The 18271-nt window shown below is 45.3% G+C and carries 19 protein-coding genes; 14 read left to right on the plus strand and 5 right to left on the minus strand.

All coding sequences use genetic code 11. The annotated features are described in order from the left end of the window. Positions 1-19: 19 nt before the first annotated feature. The 6 genes from nudF to parC all read left to right on the plus strand — a co-directional run bounded on the left by nudF (position 20) and on the right by parC (position 6981). Positions 20-649 carry an ADP-ribose diphosphatase gene (nudF, locus tag BCU07_RS00575; protein WP_017061425.1) on the plus strand — a complete coding sequence of 210 codons (630 nt, stop codon included), beginning with the start codon at positions 20-22 and terminating at the stop codon, positions 647-649. A gap of 4 nt (positions 650-653) precedes the next feature. Continuing rightward, entirely contained in the window at positions 654-1094 is a 441-nt protein-coding gene (locus BCU07_RS00580; protein WP_008222561.1) for a DUF1249 family protein, read from the plus strand. 59 nt (positions 1095-1153) lie between these two features. Further along, positions 1154-1978 (plus strand): 3',5'-cyclic-AMP phosphodiesterase, encoded by an 825-nt coding sequence (gene cpdA, locus BCU07_RS00585; RefSeq protein WP_102428611.1) that lies wholly within the window; start codon positions 1154-1156, stop codon positions 1976-1978. A gap of 15 nt (positions 1979-1993) precedes the next feature. After that, positions 1994-2599, plus strand: a complete 606-nt coding sequence (yqiA, locus tag BCU07_RS00590) for an esterase YqiA (RefSeq protein ID WP_017061427.1) — start codon at positions 1994-1996, stop codon at positions 2597-2599. 239 nt (positions 2600-2838) lie between these two features. Then, the gene (gene parE, locus BCU07_RS00595) at positions 2839-4719 is read left to right on the plus strand and encodes a DNA topoisomerase IV subunit B (RefSeq protein WP_017061428.1); all 1881 of its coding nucleotides are present in this window, start codon (positions 2839-2841) and stop codon (positions 4717-4719) included. Positions 4720-4722: 3 nt separating this feature from the next. Continuing rightward, positions 4723-6981, plus strand: a complete 2259-nt coding sequence (gene parC, locus BCU07_RS00600; RefSeq protein ID WP_017067236.1) for a DNA topoisomerase IV subunit A — start codon at positions 4723-4725, stop codon at positions 6979-6981. 102 nt (positions 6982-7083) lie between these two features. Here parC and degS read toward each other — a convergent pair whose 3' ends face one another. The 3 genes from degS to zapG all read right to left on the minus strand — a co-directional run bounded on the left by degS (position 7084) and on the right by zapG (position 10244). Further along, positions 7084-8148 carry an outer membrane-stress sensor serine endopeptidase DegS gene (gene degS, locus BCU07_RS00605; RefSeq protein ID WP_017061430.1) on the minus strand — a complete coding sequence of 355 codons (1065 nt, stop codon included), beginning with the start codon at positions 8146-8148 and terminating at the stop codon, positions 7084-7086. 158 nt (positions 8149-8306) lie between these two features. Continuing rightward, positions 8307-9662 (minus strand): Do family serine endopeptidase, encoded by a 1356-nt coding sequence (locus BCU07_RS00610; RefSeq protein ID WP_102428612.1) that lies wholly within the window; start codon positions 9660-9662, stop codon positions 8307-8309. A gap of 126 nt (positions 9663-9788) precedes the next feature. Continuing rightward, positions 9789-10244, minus strand: a complete 456-nt coding sequence (gene zapG, locus BCU07_RS00615) for a Z-ring associated protein ZapG (RefSeq protein WP_017061432.1) — start codon at positions 10242-10244, stop codon at positions 9789-9791. Between the two features lie 219 nt (positions 10245-10463). On the opposite strand from zapG, the gene zapE reads away from it, so the two are divergent. The 8 genes from zapE to sspB all read left to right on the plus strand — a co-directional run bounded on the left by zapE (position 10464) and on the right by sspB (position 16803). Continuing rightward, positions 10464-11567, plus strand: a complete 1104-nt coding sequence (gene zapE / locus BCU07_RS00620) for a cell division protein ZapE (protein ID WP_102428613.1) — start codon at positions 10464-10466, stop codon at positions 11565-11567. Positions 11568-11814: 247 nt separating this feature from the next. Further along, positions 11815-12243 carry a 50S ribosomal protein L13 gene (rplM, locus tag BCU07_RS00625; RefSeq protein ID WP_010434689.1) on the plus strand — a complete coding sequence of 143 codons (429 nt, stop codon included), beginning with the start codon at positions 11815-11817 and terminating at the stop codon, positions 12241-12243. Between the two features lie 13 nt (positions 12244-12256). Continuing rightward, positions 12257-12649, plus strand: a complete 393-nt coding sequence (gene rpsI, locus BCU07_RS00630) for a 30S ribosomal protein S9 (protein WP_004740758.1) — start codon at positions 12257-12259, stop codon at positions 12647-12649. A gap of 330 nt (positions 12650-12979) precedes the next feature. Continuing rightward, positions 12980-13570, plus strand: coding sequence for a ubiquinol-cytochrome c reductase iron-sulfur subunit (petA, locus tag BCU07_RS00635; protein WP_017061434.1), 591 nt, complete (start codon positions 12980-12982; stop codon positions 13568-13570). Further along, entirely contained in the window at positions 13570-14835 is a 1266-nt protein-coding gene (locus BCU07_RS00640) for a cytochrome b (RefSeq protein ID WP_017061435.1), read from the plus strand. Before petA ends, BCU07_RS00640 begins: the two co-directional genes overlap by 1 nt. Further along, on the plus strand, positions 14832-15569 hold the full coding sequence (locus BCU07_RS00645) for a cytochrome c1 (protein ID WP_017061436.1): 738 nt from the start codon (positions 14832-14834) through the stop codon (positions 15567-15569). Before BCU07_RS00640 ends, BCU07_RS00645 begins: the two co-directional genes overlap by 4 nt. Positions 15570-15666: 97 nt before the next feature. Then, a complete protein-coding gene (gene sspA, locus BCU07_RS00650; RefSeq protein WP_009848943.1) occupies positions 15667-16302 on the plus strand; it encodes a stringent starvation protein SspA in 636 nt (211 codons plus the stop codon). Positions 16303-16308: 6 nt separating this feature from the next. After that, on the plus strand, positions 16309-16803 hold the full coding sequence (sspB, locus tag BCU07_RS00655) for a ClpXP protease specificity-enhancing factor (RefSeq protein ID WP_032545786.1): 495 nt from the start codon (positions 16309-16311) through the stop codon (positions 16801-16803). A gap of 254 nt (positions 16804-17057) precedes the next feature. On the opposite strand, the gene BCU07_RS00660 is transcribed toward sspB, so the two are convergent. Next, positions 17058-17663: a BON domain-containing protein gene (locus BCU07_RS00660; RefSeq protein WP_017062905.1), complete on the minus strand. Its 606-nt coding sequence runs from the start codon at positions 17661-17663 to the stop codon at positions 17058-17060. Positions 17664-17679: 16 nt separating this feature from the next. Further along, a complete protein-coding gene (locus tag BCU07_RS00665; RefSeq protein WP_004729817.1) occupies positions 17680-18270 on the minus strand; it encodes a phosphoheptose isomerase in 591 nt (196 codons plus the stop codon). Position 18271: the final 1 nt, after the last annotated feature.

Consider the following 18271-nt stretch of genomic DNA (forward strand, 5'->3'; position numbering starts at 1 on the left):
TCACTTAGTGAGGTACCAAATGCAACAGTATGACAATCAACGACATGAGTTTACTCCGCAAGATGTGGAAATAGTCTCAAAAGAGACGCTGTTTCGTGGTTTTTTCAAAATGGTCAAGTACACATTTAAACATAGACTATTTGAGGGAGGCTGGAGCCAACCAATAGAGCGTGAGATGTTTGAGCGTGGACATGCTGCCGCTTTGCTACCTTATGATCCTGTGCGTGATGAAGTGGTGATCGTCGAACAGATCCGTGTCGGAGCCCTAGAGCATGAGAACCCATGGCAATACGAAATTGTTGCTGGGATCATTGATACGGACGAATCGCCACAAGACGTCGCTCGTCGTGAAGCAATGGAAGAAGCCGGAGTCGAAGTCGGATCTGTATTGCCTATTACTTCGTATTATCCTTCATCTGGTGGTTGCTCTGAAAAGCTCGACGTCTTTGTTGGCTGTGTTGATGCAACGACAGCCAAAGGGGTACACGGATTGGACTACGAAGGTGAAGACATTCGTGTACAAGTGATGAGTCGCGAAGCTGCTTATCAGTTGGTAAAAGATGGTGTATTTGAAAATGGAGCCACGATCATTGCGCTACAGTGGCTACAATTGAACTACCAAGAATTACAGTCAGAGTGGATAGATTAACGTCATGCCAAATATCGCGGTCAAAAAACCGTATCATGTTGATCTTGCTGAATTGATGCGAGTTTACGAGACTAACTATGCCAAACTGAACGCTTTGTTACCGGTTGGGCATGAGGTTGGTGACGTTCGCTGTTACCAAGCCGTTAATATGGTGTATCAATTGACAGTGAATGAGGTCACAAAATACACCACATTAATAGATATATGTCAGAGTGATGCGATGCCAGTGTTTCCTTTGCCAAAAATGTCTGTCAGGCTATATCACGACGCTCGAGTTGCAGAAGTGTGCGCTAGCGGGGATTTTTCGCGAGTCAAAGCGAAATATGACTACCCCAACACTAAGCTTCTGCAAAAGGACGAGAAATTTCAATTGAATAAATTTCTTGGGGAATGGTTAACGTTTTGTTTAAAAACGGGTATCAGCCGAACCCCAATTGCCTTTTAATTGAGCCTATTTATCAACACTTTTAAAGTCTAAACAGTAACGTATCTGGATTTGTTATTTTGGAATTATCACACACTTCAAAATTTGATGAGAGCACTATTAAGCTTGTGCAGCTAACGGACACGCATTTATTTGCGCCGAGCAATGGCAGCTTATTAAGCATCAACACTCAAGATAGCTTTCGTGCTGTAGTCGATGGCATTGTTAGTCAGGGCTTTGACTATCAAGCGATTTTAGCAACCGGTGATATATCTCAAGATCACAGTGCTGAGTCGTACCAGAAATTTGAGTCAGGGATTCAGCCTTTGGAAAAGCCATGCTATTGGCTGCCAGGGAACCATGACTTTAAGCCTAATATGGGCAGTGTTTTACCATCACCACAAATACAGTGTGTTGAGCATGTCTTGCTAGGCCATAACTGGCAGATGGTGATGCTAGACTCGCAGGTGGTTGGTGTGCCTCATGGTCGCCTCAGCGATCAACAGCTTGACCTATTAGAACAGAAGCTGACGGAGTTCCCTGAACGTAATACCTTGGTTCTATTGCACCACCATCCATTGTTGGTTGGCAGCGCATGGTTAGATCAACATAACCTAAAAGACGCCGATCAATTTTGGGATGTGGTTCAACAGCACACCAATGTTAAAGCCGTACTGTGTGGTCACGTTCATCAAGACATGAACCGAGATCATCATGGTGTACAAGTCATGGCAACACCGTCGACTTGTGTGCAATTCAAACCTAACTCAGATGACTTCGCGGTTGATACTTTGTCTCCGGGCTGGAGAGAGATTGAATTACATCAAGACGGTACCGTTAGCACGCAAGTTCGTCGTCTGCCTCATGGGCAGTTCTTGCCTGATTTTAAGGCTGCTGGTTACTAATGAAGGCGGTTATTGATGCCAGGCTCTAATCAACAAGCTAATAAGCCATCGCTGCTTCTCTATATTCACGGATTTAACAGCTCATCACGTTCTCATAAAGCGAATGTGATGGCAGATTACTGTGCGGAGCATCGCGCTGATATTAAAGTCGTAACCCCTCAACTGCCGAGTTTCCCTCAACAAGCGGCACTTCATTTACAGCAGCTGGTGGAGCAATACAAAGAGCAATATCAAATAGCGTTGGTCGGTAGCTCGCTGGGTGGCTATCTTTCAACATGGCTGAATAGCCACTATGGTTTTAAAGCGGTGGTTGTAAACCCAGCAGTGAAGCCGTATGAGCTTCTTGCTGACTATTTAGGTGAACAAGTAAACCCATACACAGATGAACGATATGTACTGGAAACAAAACATATTGATGAACTGAAGGCGTTAGAGGTTTCGGCTATCGCTAAGCCGAGCGACTTCTGGTTACTTCAGCAAACGGAAGACGAAGTTCTGGATTACCGACAAGCGGTAGAGAAGTACCAAGGTGCAACACAGACAGTAGAAGAGGGCGGGGATCATAGCTTTGTTGATTTTGAACGCTACCCACAACAAATCATCACCTTTCTAAATCTTTAATCTGTTCCACCAACCAAGTGATTTTCTCTTGTTTGCCTGTTATTTCATCTATCAATGGTGAAATATCATAGTTTGATGTCTTAGTTTTTGAACTAGCTTGACATCATTACTCAGCTTCCAGACTATATTCCCCAATACTTCGCTCGTTCGCTCTACTATGACGGTTCATAGTAATGATTCTGCTTTAGTGAAACTGGAGCCAGCGAACTGACGCAAACTTTTTGAGTAAACTCCGTATTATGACTGAACAATATAATGCAAAAGACCTCGAGGTACTTGAAGGTCTCGACCCTGTGCGACACCGCCCGGGAATGTATACCGAGACAGAAAGACCTAACCACCTTGCCCAAGAAGTCATTGATAACTCGGTCGATGAAGCACTAGCGGGACACGCTAAGAAGATCAAAGTGGTACTTCATGCAGACCAATCGTTAGAAGTTACCGATGACGGCCGTGGTATGCCTGTCGATATCCACCCTGAAAAAGGGATCTCAGGTGTTGAGCTGATTTTAACTAAGCTCCACTCTGGCGGTAAATTCTCGAATAACAACTATAAGTTCTCTGGTGGTCTGCACGGTGTAGGTATCTCGGTTGTAAACGCGCTGTCAAAACGTGTTGAAGTGACCGTACGCCGAGAAGGTCAGGTTCACGAGATCGCACTTGAAGGCGGTCATGCAGTAACAGAGCTTACTGTGACGGGCACTTGTGGTCATCGTAACAGTGGTACATCAGTACATTTCTGGCCTGATCCTAAGTACTTCGATAGCCCTAAATTCTCGACACTTCGTCTGATTAACAACCTACGTGCAAAAGCAGTGCTTTGCCCAGGTTTAGAAATTACCTTTATCGACAAAGTCGGTGGTGAAGAGCATAAATGGTTCTATGAAGATGGCCTAAAAGACTACCTTGCCGAAGGCGTGAAAGGTTACACCTTGCTGCCTGAAGAACCGTATGTTGGCGAATTCGTTGCTGAAACAGAAATGGCAAACTGGGCGATCATCTGGCAGCCAGAAGGCGGCGACATGATCACCGAAAGTTACGTGAACTTAGTACCGACTAAACAAGGTGGTACACACGTAAACGGTCTTCGCCAAGGTCTTCTTGATGCAATGCGTGAGTTCTGTGAATTCCGTAATTTGCTGCCGCGTGGCGTTAAGCTAACGGGCGACGATATCTTCGATCGCTGTTCGTACGTACTGTCGGTGAAGATGCAAGATCCGCAGTTTGCTGGTCAAACAAAAGAGCGCTTGTCTTCACGTCAAACTGCTGCGTTTGTGTCTGGTGTGGTAAAAGATGCGTTTAGCCTGTGGTTGAACGAAAAGCCACAACTGGCAGAACAGCTAGCAGAAGCTTGTATTGCGAATGCCCACCGCCGTATGCGCGCAAGCAAAAAGGTTGTGCGTAAGAAAATCGCTTCAGGCCCAGCACTGCCGGGTAAGCTAACTGACTGTTCAGTTCAAGACTTAAGCCGTACCGAAATCTTCTTCGTGGAAGGGGACTCGGCGGGTGGTTCTGCTAAACAAGCACGTGATCGTGAGTTCCAAGCAGTTATGCCACTTCGCGGTAAGATCCTAAATACATGGGAAGTGTCAGCAGACCAAGTATTGGCTTCGCAAGAAGTGCACGACATCTCGGTGGCTCTAGGCATCGACCCGGACAACGATGATTTATCCGGCCTGCGTTACGGTAAGATCTGTATCCTTGCCGATGCGGACTCGGATGGTCTTCATATCGCGACACTGCTGTGTGCTTTGTTTACTCGCCATTTCCATGCATTAGTTGAAGCGGGTCATATCTATGTGGCAATGCCTCCTCTGTATCGTATCGATTGCGGTAAAGAAGTGTTCTACGCACTTGATGACGCAGAGAAAGACGGTGTGCTTGAGCGACTATCGCAGAAGAAAGCCAAGATCAACGTGCAACGATTCAAAGGTCTGGGTGAAATGAACCCACTTCAGTTGCGTGAAACCACCATGGATCCAAACACTCGTCGCCTTGTGCAGTTAACGATTGATGACAGCGAAGCAACCAACGAGATGATGGACATGCTGCTTGGTAAGAAACGTGCAGATGATCGCCGTACATGGCTACAGACTAACGGTGATATGGCCGAGGTATAATGGATGTCTAACGAAATTACATATGATGGCGTTGAACAGCTGCCAATGCGCAAGTTCACCGAAGATGCCTACTTAAATTACTCAATGTACGTGATCATGGATCGTGCATTGCCGTATATCGGTGATGGCTTGAAGCCAGTACAGCGTCGTATTATCTACGCGATGTCTGAGCTAGGCTTATCGGCTGCATCGAAATACAAAAAATCAGCACGTACCGTTGGTGACGTATTAGGTAAGTATCACCCACATGGTGACTCTGCTTGTTACGAAGCGATGGTATTGATGGCGCAGCCTTTCTCTTACCGCTACCCATTGGTAGATGGTCAAGGTAACTGGGGTGCACCTGATGATCCGAAATCGTTCGCTGCGATGCGTTATACCGAAGCGAAATTATCTAAGTTTGCTGAGGTTCTTCTAGGTGAACTAGGTCAAGGCACTGTTGACTGGCAACCAAACTTTGATGGCACGATGAAAGAGCCTCAAATGTTGCCTGCTCGCCTACCTCACATCCTACTTAACGGTATCACTGGTATCGCGGTAGGTATGGCGACCGATATTCCACCACACAACGTGCGTGAAGTCGCGAATGCAGCCATTCACCTAATTGATACGCCTAAGTCTGAGCTTTCAGACGTGATGGGTTTCATTCAAGGTCCAGATTACCCGACTGAAGCTGAGATTATCTCCCCGAAATCGGACATCGAAAAGATCTACCGTACTGGACGTGGCAGCATCAAGATGCGCGCGGTTTGGCACAAGGAAGGCTCTGATATTGTTATCACGGCTTTACCTCATCAAGTGTCAGGTGCGAAGTTACTTGAGCAAATCGCTAACCAGATGCGCGCTAAGAAGCTGCCAATGGTTGACGACTTGCGAGATGAATCGGATCACGAGAACCCAACGCGTATCGTTGTCGTTCCTCGTTCGAATCGTATCGACTGTGACCAATTGATGAGTCACCTGTTCGCGTCGACGGATCTAGAGAAAAACTTCCGCGTTAACTTGAACATGATTGGTTTAGATAATCGTCCTCAAGTTAAAGGCTTAGTTCAAATCCTGAAAGAGTGGATCGAGTTCCGTCGCACAACGGTTCGCCGTCGTTTGCAGTACCGTTTAGATAAAGTACTGGCACGCTTGCACATCTTAGAAGGTTTGCTTGCTGCTTATCTTAATATCGATGAAGTGATTGAGATCATTCGTACAGAAGACGAACCATGTCCTGTCCTAATGAGCCGTTTCAACATTTCTGAAATTCAAGCCAATGCGATTCTTGATATTAAACTTCGTAACTTAGCTAAGTTAGAAGAGTTTAAAATCCGAGCGGAACAAGAAGAGCTTGAAGCTGAACGTGAGAAGCTTGAAAAGCTACTCGGTTCAGAGCGTCGCTTGAATACGCTGATCAAGAAAGAAATCCAAGCAGATGCGGATAAATACGGCGATGATCGTCGTTCACCTCTGATTGAGCGCGCTGAAGCGAAAGCGCTAACAGAGCGCGACTTAGTACCAAGCGAACCAATCACGGTTGTGTTGTCTGAGAAAGGTTGGATTCGTCATGCCAAGGGGCATGAAGTTGACGCTGAAGGTTTGAACTACAAATCGGGTGATAAATTCTTAGCGAGTGCTAAGGGTAAGAGTAACCAGCAAGCGGTGTTCCTCGGCAGTGATGGTCGAAGCTACTCCCTTGAGTCACATTCATTACCGTCGGCGCGAAGCCAAGGTGAGCCAATTACAGGCCGCTTGAACGTCAGCCCAGGTACTTCTATTCGCCAAGTGGTGATGGGAGAGAATGAACAATTATGGTTAGTCGGTTCTGATGCAGGTTATGGTTTTGTTTGTAAGGGTAGCGATCTGCTGTCCAAGAACAAGAGCGGTAAAGCCTTGGTTAACTTGCCACAAGCTTCTGAAGTGATGATGCCAAGCCCTATTGCTGACTTGGACAGTAATCAGATTCTGGCGATTACTAACCAAGGTCGTATGTTGTTGTTCCCGATTAAAGATCTCCCTCAGCTGAGCAAAGGTAAAGGCAACAAGATCATCAACATCCCTTCTGCGAAAGCAAAAGAGCGTGAAGAGTTTGTCTCACATCTTATGGCTATCCCAGAGAATGCGACGCTGACGATCTACGCCGGTAAACGTAAGCTTGGTTTGAAACCTGCGGATCTTGAAAACTTCCGTGGTGAACGTGGTCGTCGTGGTGGTCTACTGCCTAGAGGACTACAGCGAGTGACTCGCATCGATATCGAAGAGCAAAGTGAATCGTAGAGATACTTGAAACAATCTTTAGATAAAAGAAAACCCAGCCTATGAGCTGGGTTTTTTGTACTTGTGTATTAGCAGCTTGAATCATTGCTTACAGAGTTTGCTCTACAGGCGAGTATCTTCGGCGATGGTCACCTTTAAGGTTTTGCTTTCACCTTGGCGCAATATACCCACATCGATAACTGTACCAGGTCGCAGGTCGGTAACGATGTCCATTACACTCTGGCGACCATTTACTTGGTTATCGTTGATACTGACAATAATGTCTTGAGCTTCAAAACCCGCATCGGCAGCCGGACCATTAGGGTCTATCCCCAACACAACGATCCCGCCGATATTCTTAGTACCCAACATGCGTGAGGTGACTGAGTTGATGTCTTGTCCATCGATACCAATATAGCCACGAATCACACGACCATCGGCGATGATCTTTTCCATGATTTTATTAGCAAGCGGATAGGGGATAGCGAATGAGATCCCATAGGTTTCCATGTCGGTAGCTTGCTGGAAAGAGGCGGTATTGATACCGACTAGCTCACCTTGTGAGTTCACCAGTGCGCCACCTGAGTTACCTTCATTGATTGCCGCATCGGTCTGGATAAAGGCTTGATGGCCATCGGCACTGATCGAAGAACGGCCGGTTGCAGAGATGATACCAAAGGTTGTTGTTTGACCTAGGTTGTATGGGTTACCGATAGCCAGTACAACATCACCGACATTGGCTTTGTAATTAGGATTGAGTGGGATCACCGGTAGATTATCACCGCTGACTCTAAGTATCGCGATATCGGTGCGTTTGTCTGAACCGACAAGTTGCGCAGCTGCTACTCGGCCATCTTGAAGTGCCACAACTATTTGGTCTGCTTGAGCCACCACATGGAAGTTGGTAATGATGTAGCCTTTCTCGCTAACAATCACCCCAGAGCCCAAACCTTGTGTGAGCAGTTTGTTTCGATCGCTTTCAGCGTATTTACGGCTATAAATGTTAACCACTGCAGGCGCCGCGCGGCGAACTGCTTGGTTAAATGAAATCTGAAGAGAGCCAATATTATCGACTTTAGGGCTAGTGACGTCAGCGACAATCGCTGGTCTTAAGCTCGGGAAGGCGAGAAGAATAAGCGCCGCTGAAACGAGTCCAAGGGAAATAGAACGAAATAGAAAGGACAGCATGTTTCCCTCTTCAACAAGTAAGGTGTGAAGCCTCCATCAACGGATGACTAACTTGATTACAAGTGAAGCATAGCATTTTGATTGATCTAAAGAAAAGGGAGACTGAGTAAGTTTAAAGCAAACTTACTGGGTCTCCCTGTAATTGCGCTGACGTAAGACTATCGAATTACAAGATAGATAGTTCGGTCGCCTCGCTGGATATTAAGCGCCAGTACACCAGGTTGTTTTTCAAGAATCTCTCTAAACTCAGCAAGGTTCTTAACCGTTTGACGGTTTACCCCGATGATGATGTCATCTTTCAGGAGTTGATAGGCTTCGGCTGGTGAGCCTTGAGCAACACTCGAGACCTTGACACCCGTTGCAGAGTCACTCTCGGTTGTGTTGGTTAACTCAGCACCAGCTAGTCCTTCATGGAGCTTCTCTGCCTGCGTCTTATTATTGGTGGATTCACCAAGCGTCACATCAAAGGTTTTGCTCTTACCGTCACGAACCACACCCAGTTCAATCTGCTTACCAGCGCCGAGTGTTGCGACCTTAGCTCTTAACTCGCTGAAGGTATCAATGCGTTTGCCATTAATAGAGACAATAATATCGCCCGCTTTCAGTCCTGCTTTATCGGCTGCGCTGTCAGGGACGATTTGGCTAACAAAGGCGCCCTTGCTTGATTCATAACCGAGTGCTTCTGCCAATTCAGAGGTCACTTCTCCGCCTTGAACGCCAAGCATGCCGCGTTTTACTTCACCGAAGTCGAGAATTTGTTCTGTCAGGTTTGTCATCATATTAGAAGGGATTGCAAAGCCGATACCGACATTACCTCCGTTAGGGCCAAGAATGGCGGTGTTGATACCAATTAGCTCACCGTTAAGGTTCACTAGCGCACCACCAGAGTTGCCGCTGTTGATTGCTGCATCGGTTTGAATGAAGTTTTCAAAGTTTTCTAGATTCAGGCCGCTACGGCCGAGTGCAGAAACAATACCGGATGTCACGGTTTGCCCAAGTCCGAATGGGTTACCGATCGCGACACTAAAATCACCAACTCTTAGTTTGTCTGAGTCTGCGACTTTTATCTGGGTCAGGTTTTTGGCTTCTTCTAATTTTAGCAGTGCGATATCAGACATCTGGTCGCCGCCGATTAGCTCAGCATCGTACTCTCGACCATCATGCAGTTTTACTTTGATATCGTCCGCACCATTAATGACATGGTAATTGGTCACGATATGACCTTTCTCGGCGTCAATGATGACACCAGAGCCTAATCCGCGGAAGGGACGCTCTCGTGTTTGTTCTGGACCAAAAAAGAATTGAAATTGTTCAGGGATTTGCTGACGTTGTACCTGTTTGCCTTCTACGGCAATACTAACCACAGCGGGGGTCACTTGTTCAAGCATAGGAGCAAGGCTCGGTAATTGTTCATTACCCACACTTAATGGCAGTGCGGCTGTTGCTTTAATGGGGGTGATGATTGAACTTAAGCTTAAAGTTAGCACTGATAAAGCAAGCAAAGGTTTTTTCATCATAAACTCCTCTCTAGTTAAGGTCTTAACCCTCTTATACGTTTAATAAGTATGATAAGTTTCAAATGACCTGAGTGAAAGTTATGACTCAAAAACCTTTGTAAAGTTCACAGAAGTGTTAAATGTTTACGATGCTTTTGCTGTAACAACATCGGGAGCATTCATGATTTCTTTCTTCTGCTCTGTAAATAAACCGGTTGCGCCATTAGCGTAATCTTTCGGTTGTTCCTCAAGTGTCGCCTCTTTTACTGAAGGCTTCTCTTGTGGCTTGTCCGAATGGGCAGCGGCTGTTTTCACAAACGGGTTATCTTGCTCTGGCAGGTTAGGAATCAGCTCTGAGCTTGTTTTTTCCATGTGTTGGTACAGTTTTGTGTAGTCTTTACCTAATGTGTCCAACATTTCTGCTGATTTCGCAAAGTGATCAGCCAGCTCTTGTCGCTGCTGCTCAAGGGCAAACTTTGCGCTATCCAATTCTTTCTGTACGTTTTTTTGTTTTTTGTATTCAGGTGTCATGAGACGAGAAATAGCGACCCCTAAAATAACTCCGACTAGTAAACCGGCAACGGCATACATCCAAGGCATAACAGCTCCTTATTATTGTTTTTTAACATGTTTGTTACTGCTTAGTTACACGTGATACGGCTCCATGGTACTATGAGAAAGCCGCAGTATAAAGAGAAATGCGTGTGCGCTAGTTAGCAGTTTGATGCTGCATTATTCACCACATCACGTTATTCCTCGTACTGTTTGGGCTCATTTTTAGTTGTTGTCTGATATTGCTTTCATTGTGGAAATGTCGTCATGAATCCCATTAAAAAATACGAACAAGATATAAAAGAACATGGATTTCAAAGAGATCCAGCACAAGAGCAAGCCGTAAAATCTTTAGATGAACTCTTTCATCAATTTCAAGATTACATGAATACGCCCATTCCTCAACTGACTCGCTTCCAGAAATTACTAGGCAAAAAGCCAGAACTGCCACAATCACCGAAAGGTCTCTATTTTTGGGGTGGCGTAGGGCGAGGAAAAACGTACCTAATGGATACGTTCTATGATGCCTTACCGACCACTAAAAAAATGCGTGTTCACTTTCACCGCTTTATGTATCGAGTTCATGATGAGCTAAAGGCGCTAGGTAATGTGAGTGATCCATTGCCTTTAGTCGCAGACAAGTTGAAGGAAGAAGCGGACATTATCTGTTTCGACGAATTCTTTGTTTCAGACATCACCGATGCGATGATCCTAGGAACCTTGTTCCAAGAGTTATTCGCTCGAAACGCTATCTTGGTTGCGACCTCTAATATTCCACCTGCGGATCTGTATCGCAACGGGTTACAGCGAGCGCGTTTCTTACCTGCCATCAAGCTCATTCAAGACAACTGTCATATCCTTAATGTTGATAGTGGTATTGACTATCGTCTACGTACCTTAGAACAGGCTGAGATTTACCATTACCCGCTAGATAGCCAAGCGAATATTAATCTCGAAAAGTATTACGCTCAGCTCGTTGGTGAAGATAAAGAGAAGCTTAAGCAGATAGAGGTTAACCACCGTCAATTAGATGTAGTCGAAGCGAGTGATGGCGTACTGCATGGCACCTTTGCTCAGCTTTGTCAGTCGGCTCGTAGCCAGAACGACTATATTGAGTTGTCTCGGGTTTATCACACAGTTCTATTGGCGGATGTATTGCAAATGGGCGCGACTTCAGATGACGCTGCGAGGCGCTTCATTGCATTAGTTGATGAGTTCTACGAGCGCAATGTGAAGCTGATTATTTCAGCGGAAGTGGAGCTAGAAAAGCTATACACCCATGGTCAGCTAGAGTTTGAATTTAAACGTTGTCAGTCGCGTTTAATTGAAATGCAGAGCCATGAATATTTGGCAAAAGAACACTTAAGTTAGCTTTGATTATCTCGAATAAGAAATAGAATTAAAAAAATCGTGATTTTGTTCAAAAAGAGGTGATTTTTTCTTCGCTCTTCTCTATAATCCTGCGACCTACCGTTACTGCGGGCCTCTAGCGATGAGTAAAATCACGTTATGCCAAGAGTTTTCCAACACTCGAAGGGGTGATGAATGGTAACTCTTAGACAGTGGGAATACGCGAGTATTCCTTAAGTGTAAATTTTTTAAATAGGTAATTATTAGCATGAAAACTTTCGTTGCTAAACCAGAAACTGTAAAACGCGACTGGTATGTTGTAGACGCTGAAGGCAAAACTCTTGGCCGTCTAGCAAGTGAAATCGCTTCTCGCCTACGCGGCAAGCACAAAGCAGAATACACTCCTCACGTAGACACTGGTGATTACATCATCGTTGTTAACGCTGAGAAAGTTGCTGTAACTGGTAACAAAGCTAAGGGTAAGGTTTACTACCGTCACTCAGAGTTCCCAGGTGGTCTTAAAACTATCACTTTTGAAAAGCTAATTGCTAAGAAACCAGAAATGGTTCTAGAACTAGCAGTTAAAGGTATGCTTCCACGTGGTCCTCTAGGCCGCGCGATGTACCGTAAGCTTAAAGTGTACGCTGGTACTGAGCACAACCATGTTGCTCAACAGCCACAAGTACTAGACATCTAAGGGGATTATGAAAATGGCAGAGAATCAATACTACGGCACTGGTCGTCGCAAAAGCTCAGCAGCTCGTGTTTTCATCAAACCAGGCTCTGGTGAGATCGTAATCAACAAGCGTAGCCTTGATGTTTACTTCGGTCGTCCAACTTCTCGTATGGTTGTTAAGCAACCTCTTGAGCTAGTTGAACTAACTGAGAAACTTGACCTTTACATCACTGTTTCTGGTGGTGGTATTTCTGGTCAAGCTGGCGCAATCCGCCACGGTATCACTCGCGCTCTTATGGAGTACGATGAAACTCTACGTCCTGCTCTACGTGCAGCTGGCTACGTTACTCGTGACGCTCGTTGCGTTGAACGTAAGAAAGTTGGTCTACGTAAAGCACGTCGTAAACCTCAATTCTCTAAGCGTTAATTTTTCTTTACGAAAAAGTACACGCCCCCAGTTTTACGACTGGAATTGTGGTTCAAAGCTCGGCTATATGCCGGGCTTTTTGTTTTTATACCCCCTCTAAACGCTTTCCCTTCCTCGTTTTATTTCCAAATTCTTATATTTTGAAAGCTTTTGTAACCCAATGTGCGCTTTGCCTCATGATTGTTACAAAAAGGTAGCTTTATCTTGTCAAAAAGTAGGGTTTTATTTATCATTTGCCGTCAATAAATAGAACTAAATACATATTTTGTTAGCCATGCTCTTTAATCGGAATTATTTCAATCCACAAGGAGCAAATGGGAGAATGTTTGGATGAGCAACGCGCCTTTAAATAACGGTCGCAGGCGTTTCTTAACCGCAACAACAGCCGTTGTTGGTGGTTTAGGAGCAGCTGCTGTAGCCGTGCCTTTTATTAAATCATGGAATCCGAGTGCCAAGGCGAAAGCTGCGGGCGCGCCGGTGGAAGTGGAAGTCAGTAAGTTAGAACCGGGACAAATGGTTCGTGTCGAGTGGCAAGGTAAACCTGTATGGGTTGTACGCCGTGCTGAGTCGGTACTAGAAAACCTAAAATCGATCGGTGGTCAACTTCGTGACCCTCAATCTGAAGCTGAACAACAACCAGAATACGCACAGAACGAGTTCCGTTCAATTAAGCCGGAATTCTTCGTTGCTGTTGGTTTCTGTACGCACTTAGGTTGTTCTCCAACTTACCTGCCGGATTCTTTTGCAGAACAAGTTCAGGGTGTTAAGTCTGGTTTCTTCTGTCCTTGTCATGGTTCAAAGTTTGATATGGCAGGTCGAGTATTCCAAGGCGTACCAGCTCCATTGAATCTTGTTGTACCAAAGCATATGTATTTGAGTGACACTAAGATCATGATCGGTGTGGACGAGGGAGACGCGTAATGCAAGGATTGCTTGATTGGGTAGAGAAACGTCTACCCGCGATGAATGCGTATAAAAAGCATTTATCTGAATACCCAATGCCTAAGAACTTTAACTTTTGGTACCTTTTCGGTTCTTTGGCAATGTTGGTATTGGTTAACCAAATCCTTACGGGTATTTGGCTAACAATGAACTACGTACCGTCAGGTGAGGGTGCATTTGCTTCTGTTGAATACATCATGCGTGATGTGGAATACGGTTGGCTACTACGTTACATGCACTCAACAGGTGCTTCGGCATTCTTCGTTGTTATCTACCTGCACATGTTCCGTGGCCTAATCTATGGTTCTTACCAAAAGCCTCGTGAGCTACTTTGGATCTTCGGTATGTTGATCTTCTTAGTGCTTATGGCTGAGGCTTTCATGGGTTACCTACTACCATGGGGTCAAATGTCTTACTGGGGTGCTCAGGTAATCATTTCTCTGTTTGGTGCGATCCCTGTTATCGGTGATGACCTAACGCTTTGGATCCGTGGTGACTACATCATCTCTGGTGCAACGCTGAACCGTTTCTTCGCACTGCACGTTATCGCTCTACCAATTGTACTTCTGCTGCTTATCGTACTTCACGTACTAGCACTGCACGAAGTGGGTTCGAACAACCCAGACGGTATTGAGACGAAACTTCCTAAAGGCACAATGGGCGACGACTACAAAACGCAGTTCCCATTCCACAAGGATTACACTAAGAAATACGACATCATTGACTCTATTCCTTTCCACCCATACGGGACCGTGAAAGATATGGTTGGTGTGGCCGGTTTCCTATTCTTCTTCTGTTATGTGCTGTTCTTTAACCCAGAGATGGGTGGATTCTTCCTTGAGCCGCCAAACTTTGAAGCTGCTAACCCACTGAAAACACCAGAGCACATCGCTCCGGTATGGTACTTCACGCCGTTTTACGCAATTCTGCGTGCTGTTCCTGATAAGTTGCTAGGTGTTGTAGCAATGGGCGCATCTATTGTTGTGCTATTCCTACTACCATGGTTCGACCGTTGTAAAGTGCGTTCTTACCGTTACCGTAGCAAACTGCATTTGATTAACATCATCCAATTCACAATAAGCTTTATTGCGCTTGGTGTACTTGGTGCGCTTCCAGCAACGCCAACATACACGCTACTGGCTCAAATCTTTAGCTTAGGTTACTTCATGTTCTTCGTTCTACTGTGGTTCTACAGTAAAAATGAAGCGACGAAACCATTACCAGAAAGGGTGACATTCAAATGAAAAAGTGGATTGTAATTTTATTTGCTATGTTGCCGTCACTGGTGATGGCAGCGGGTGCAAACGTACCATTAGACAAAGCGAACAATGATTTAACAGACAAAGCTTCATTGCAAAATGGCGCTAAGATGTTCATGAACTACTGTTTCGCTTGTCACTCAACGCAGTACCAGCGCTATGAACGTGTTGCGAATGATTTAGAGATCCCCGTTGATCTTATGAAGGAAAATCTGATTTTCGACCCTGAAGCGAAAATCGGTGACTTGATGGTTAATGCTATGCCTTCTGATCAAGCGGCAAGTTGGTTTGGTGCTCCGCCACCAGACCTAACATTGGTTGCTCGTGTTCGTGGCGCAGACTGGCTGTACACTTACCTTCGTACTTTCTATGAAGATCCGTCTCGTCCATTTGGCGTGAACAACATTGTTTTCCCAAGCGTTGGTATGCCGCACGTTCTTGAAGAACTGCAAGGTATCCCAACACCAATCTACGATACTCATATGGTAGATGGCGAGGAAGTGACGGTTGTTGTTGGCACTGAGACTGACGGCTCTGGCGAATTAAGTGCTGGTGAATACGACGAAGCAGTTCGTGACCTTGTTAACTTTTTGGTTTACTCGGGCGACCCAGTTCAACTTGAGCGTCACGCTATGGGTTGGTGGGTAATGGCCTTCTTAGTAATCTTCACTATCATCGTGATTTTGCTGAAGAAAGAGTATTGGCGTGATGTGCACTAATTGTGCTATAATACCGTGCTAATTCCCAAATTATGTTAATGTTCAATGGAGGCTTTAGGCCTCCATTGTTTTTATTTAAAGTGTACTGGAGGGCTCCATGGCTGTAGCTGCCAATAAACGTTCTGTAATGACTCTTTTCTCAAGTGCTTCTGATATGTATAGCCATCAGGTGCGCATCGTTCTTGCTGAAAAAGGCGTAAGTGTTGAAGTTGAGTTGGTTGATGAAAAAAATCTACCAGCAGAGCTTGTTGAACTGAACCCGTACAAATCAGTACCTACTCTTGTTGATCGTGAGCTTGCTCTATATGACTCGAAGATCATCATGGAATACCTAGATGAGCGTTTCCCTCACCCACCGTTGATGCCTGTATACCCGGTTGCTCGTGGTAACAGCCGTCTAATGATGTACCGCATTGAGCGTAACTGGTATTCAGTTGCAGAGAAGATCGTTAAAGGCAACGCTGAAGAATCTGAAGCAGCTCGCGTTAAACTGCGCAACGACCTACTGACTCTTGCTCCTATCTTCGCTGAGTATGAATACTTCATGAGCGAAGAGTTTAGCCTAATTGATTGTTACCTAGCTCCGCTATTATGGCGTTTACCTGAGCTTGGTATCGAACTAATTGGTCCTGGTTCTAAAGAGCTTAAGATTTACATGAACCGCGTATTCGAACGTGATTCATTCCTAGCTTCTCTAACTGAAGCTGAGCGTGAGATGCGACTCGTTCGCTAAGCGTTTATGGATATTTCTAATATGACTCCACGCCGACCATACATGCTTCGTGCATTTTATGAGTGGCTGGTTGATAACGAACTAACTCCACACCTTGTTGTTGAAGCAACATTACCGGGTGTGCGAGTTCCAGAAGAGTTTGTTCAAGATGGTCAGATCATTCTGAACATCGCGCCTCGTGCGGTTGGACAACTTGAACTGGGTAACGAAGCTGTGACGTTTAGTGCTCGCTTTAGTGGTCGTCCACACTCTGTGATCGTTCCGCTTTACGCAGTTCAAGCGGTTTATGCTCGTGAAAATGGTGCTGGTACCATGTTTGAACCTGAAGAGGCTTACATGGAAGCGTTTGAAGAAGGGATTGAAGAAAGTCCTTTTGAAGAACCAGAAAAAGGCCCATCTTTGAGCGTAGCAACGGCAGACGTAGATGCTGAAGAGCCAGACTCAGATCCTGAGCCACCTCGTCCAGCGAAAGGTCGCCCAAGCCTTCGTGTTATCAAATAACGTTAGTTATACCAATCACAGTAAGTAAGTGATCAGAAATAGCGCAGGAAAAAAGCTTGAGAGCAAGGCGGAATTTTTTGATAAGTAGTTATTCTACAATCAAAAATTCTAACGCAGTTATCGAGATTTTTAACAAGCTAGAATGATAGATTATTTACTACGATTGGTATTAGATAACGAACCAAATAAAAAAGCAGCGACTCGTCGCTGCTTTTTCTTTTCTGCTATATCGCATTTAGTTGACTGGCTTACGGCTAGTTAACAGCCGTCTCTTCTTCACCGTATTCAAACGCTCGAATAACCTGTTTTACGCCAGATATGTTACGCGCAACTTCTGTCGCGATATCGGCATGCTCTCTAGTCACGAGTCCAAGTAGGAATACTTCTGAATCCTCAGTAATCACTTTTACTTTGATGCCGTTAAGCTCAGCATTCGCAAGCAGAGCTGATTTCACCTTAGTGGTAATCCAGCTGTCTTTACTGATAGCACTTACAGACAAAGGTTCTTTCACTCGAACTTGATTGTGGATGCTCTCAACGCCAGCCACTTCTTTGGCTTGGTTTTCAAAAGCGCGACGTTCTGAATCTGTGGTTGCTTGCCCCATCAACACCACTGAACCTCGGTATGAGCTTGCGGTGACACGTACATTGCCACGGAATGGTTGTTTATTGGTAATCGCTGCAACTTCAAATTCGATGTTGTTGTCGTTCCAAATCTCTTTGGTTGTTCGCGTATCTGTGACTAGGTTTGCAGTAGTTGCAGCACCAGCAATGAAAATGCCAGCACAACCAGACAGAGACAGTGTAAGTAGCGAAACATTAATCAGCTTAAACAGCCTCATAGAGGTTAATGATTTCATTGTGATGCTCCGTATATCACTCTTCGTGGGCAGGGAAGAGTACTTGATCGATTAGGTCACATAGGCAGTGCAGTGTCACCATGTGTACTTCATGAATGCGCGCTGTACGGTGTGACGGGATACGAATCTCTACATCGTGTTCACCAAGCAAACCTGCCATCTCACCACCATCTTTACCGGTAAAGGCGATGATGGTCATGTCGCGAGTTACCGCCGCTTCCATTGCCTTGATGATGTTCTTGCTGTTACCGCTAGTCGAGATAGCCAACAGAATATCGCCAGTTTGACCGAATGCACGCACCTGCTTAGAGAAGATCTCTTCATAGTGGTAGTCGTTAGCCACAGCCGTTAGCGTGGTGTTGTCTGCTGTGAGTGCCATTGCTGGAAGGCTAGGGCGCTCTGTTTCAAACCGGTTGAGTAGGCACGATACAAATTGCTGAGCATTCGACGCCGAACCACCATTACCACAACAAAGAATTTTGTTTCCGTTAAGCAAGGTCGCAACCATTGCTTGAGCGGCATGCGTGATTGCGTCAGGCAGAGCTTCTGCAGCCGCAATTTGGATTTGAATACTTTCTGTGAAACTTTCTTTAATGCTGTCTAGCATG

The sequence above is a fragment of the Vibrio sp. 10N.261.54.E10 genome (assembly GCF_002877735.2).
Classification (GTDB): Bacteria; Pseudomonadota; Gammaproteobacteria; order Enterobacterales; family Vibrionaceae; genus Vibrio; species Vibrio crassostreae_C.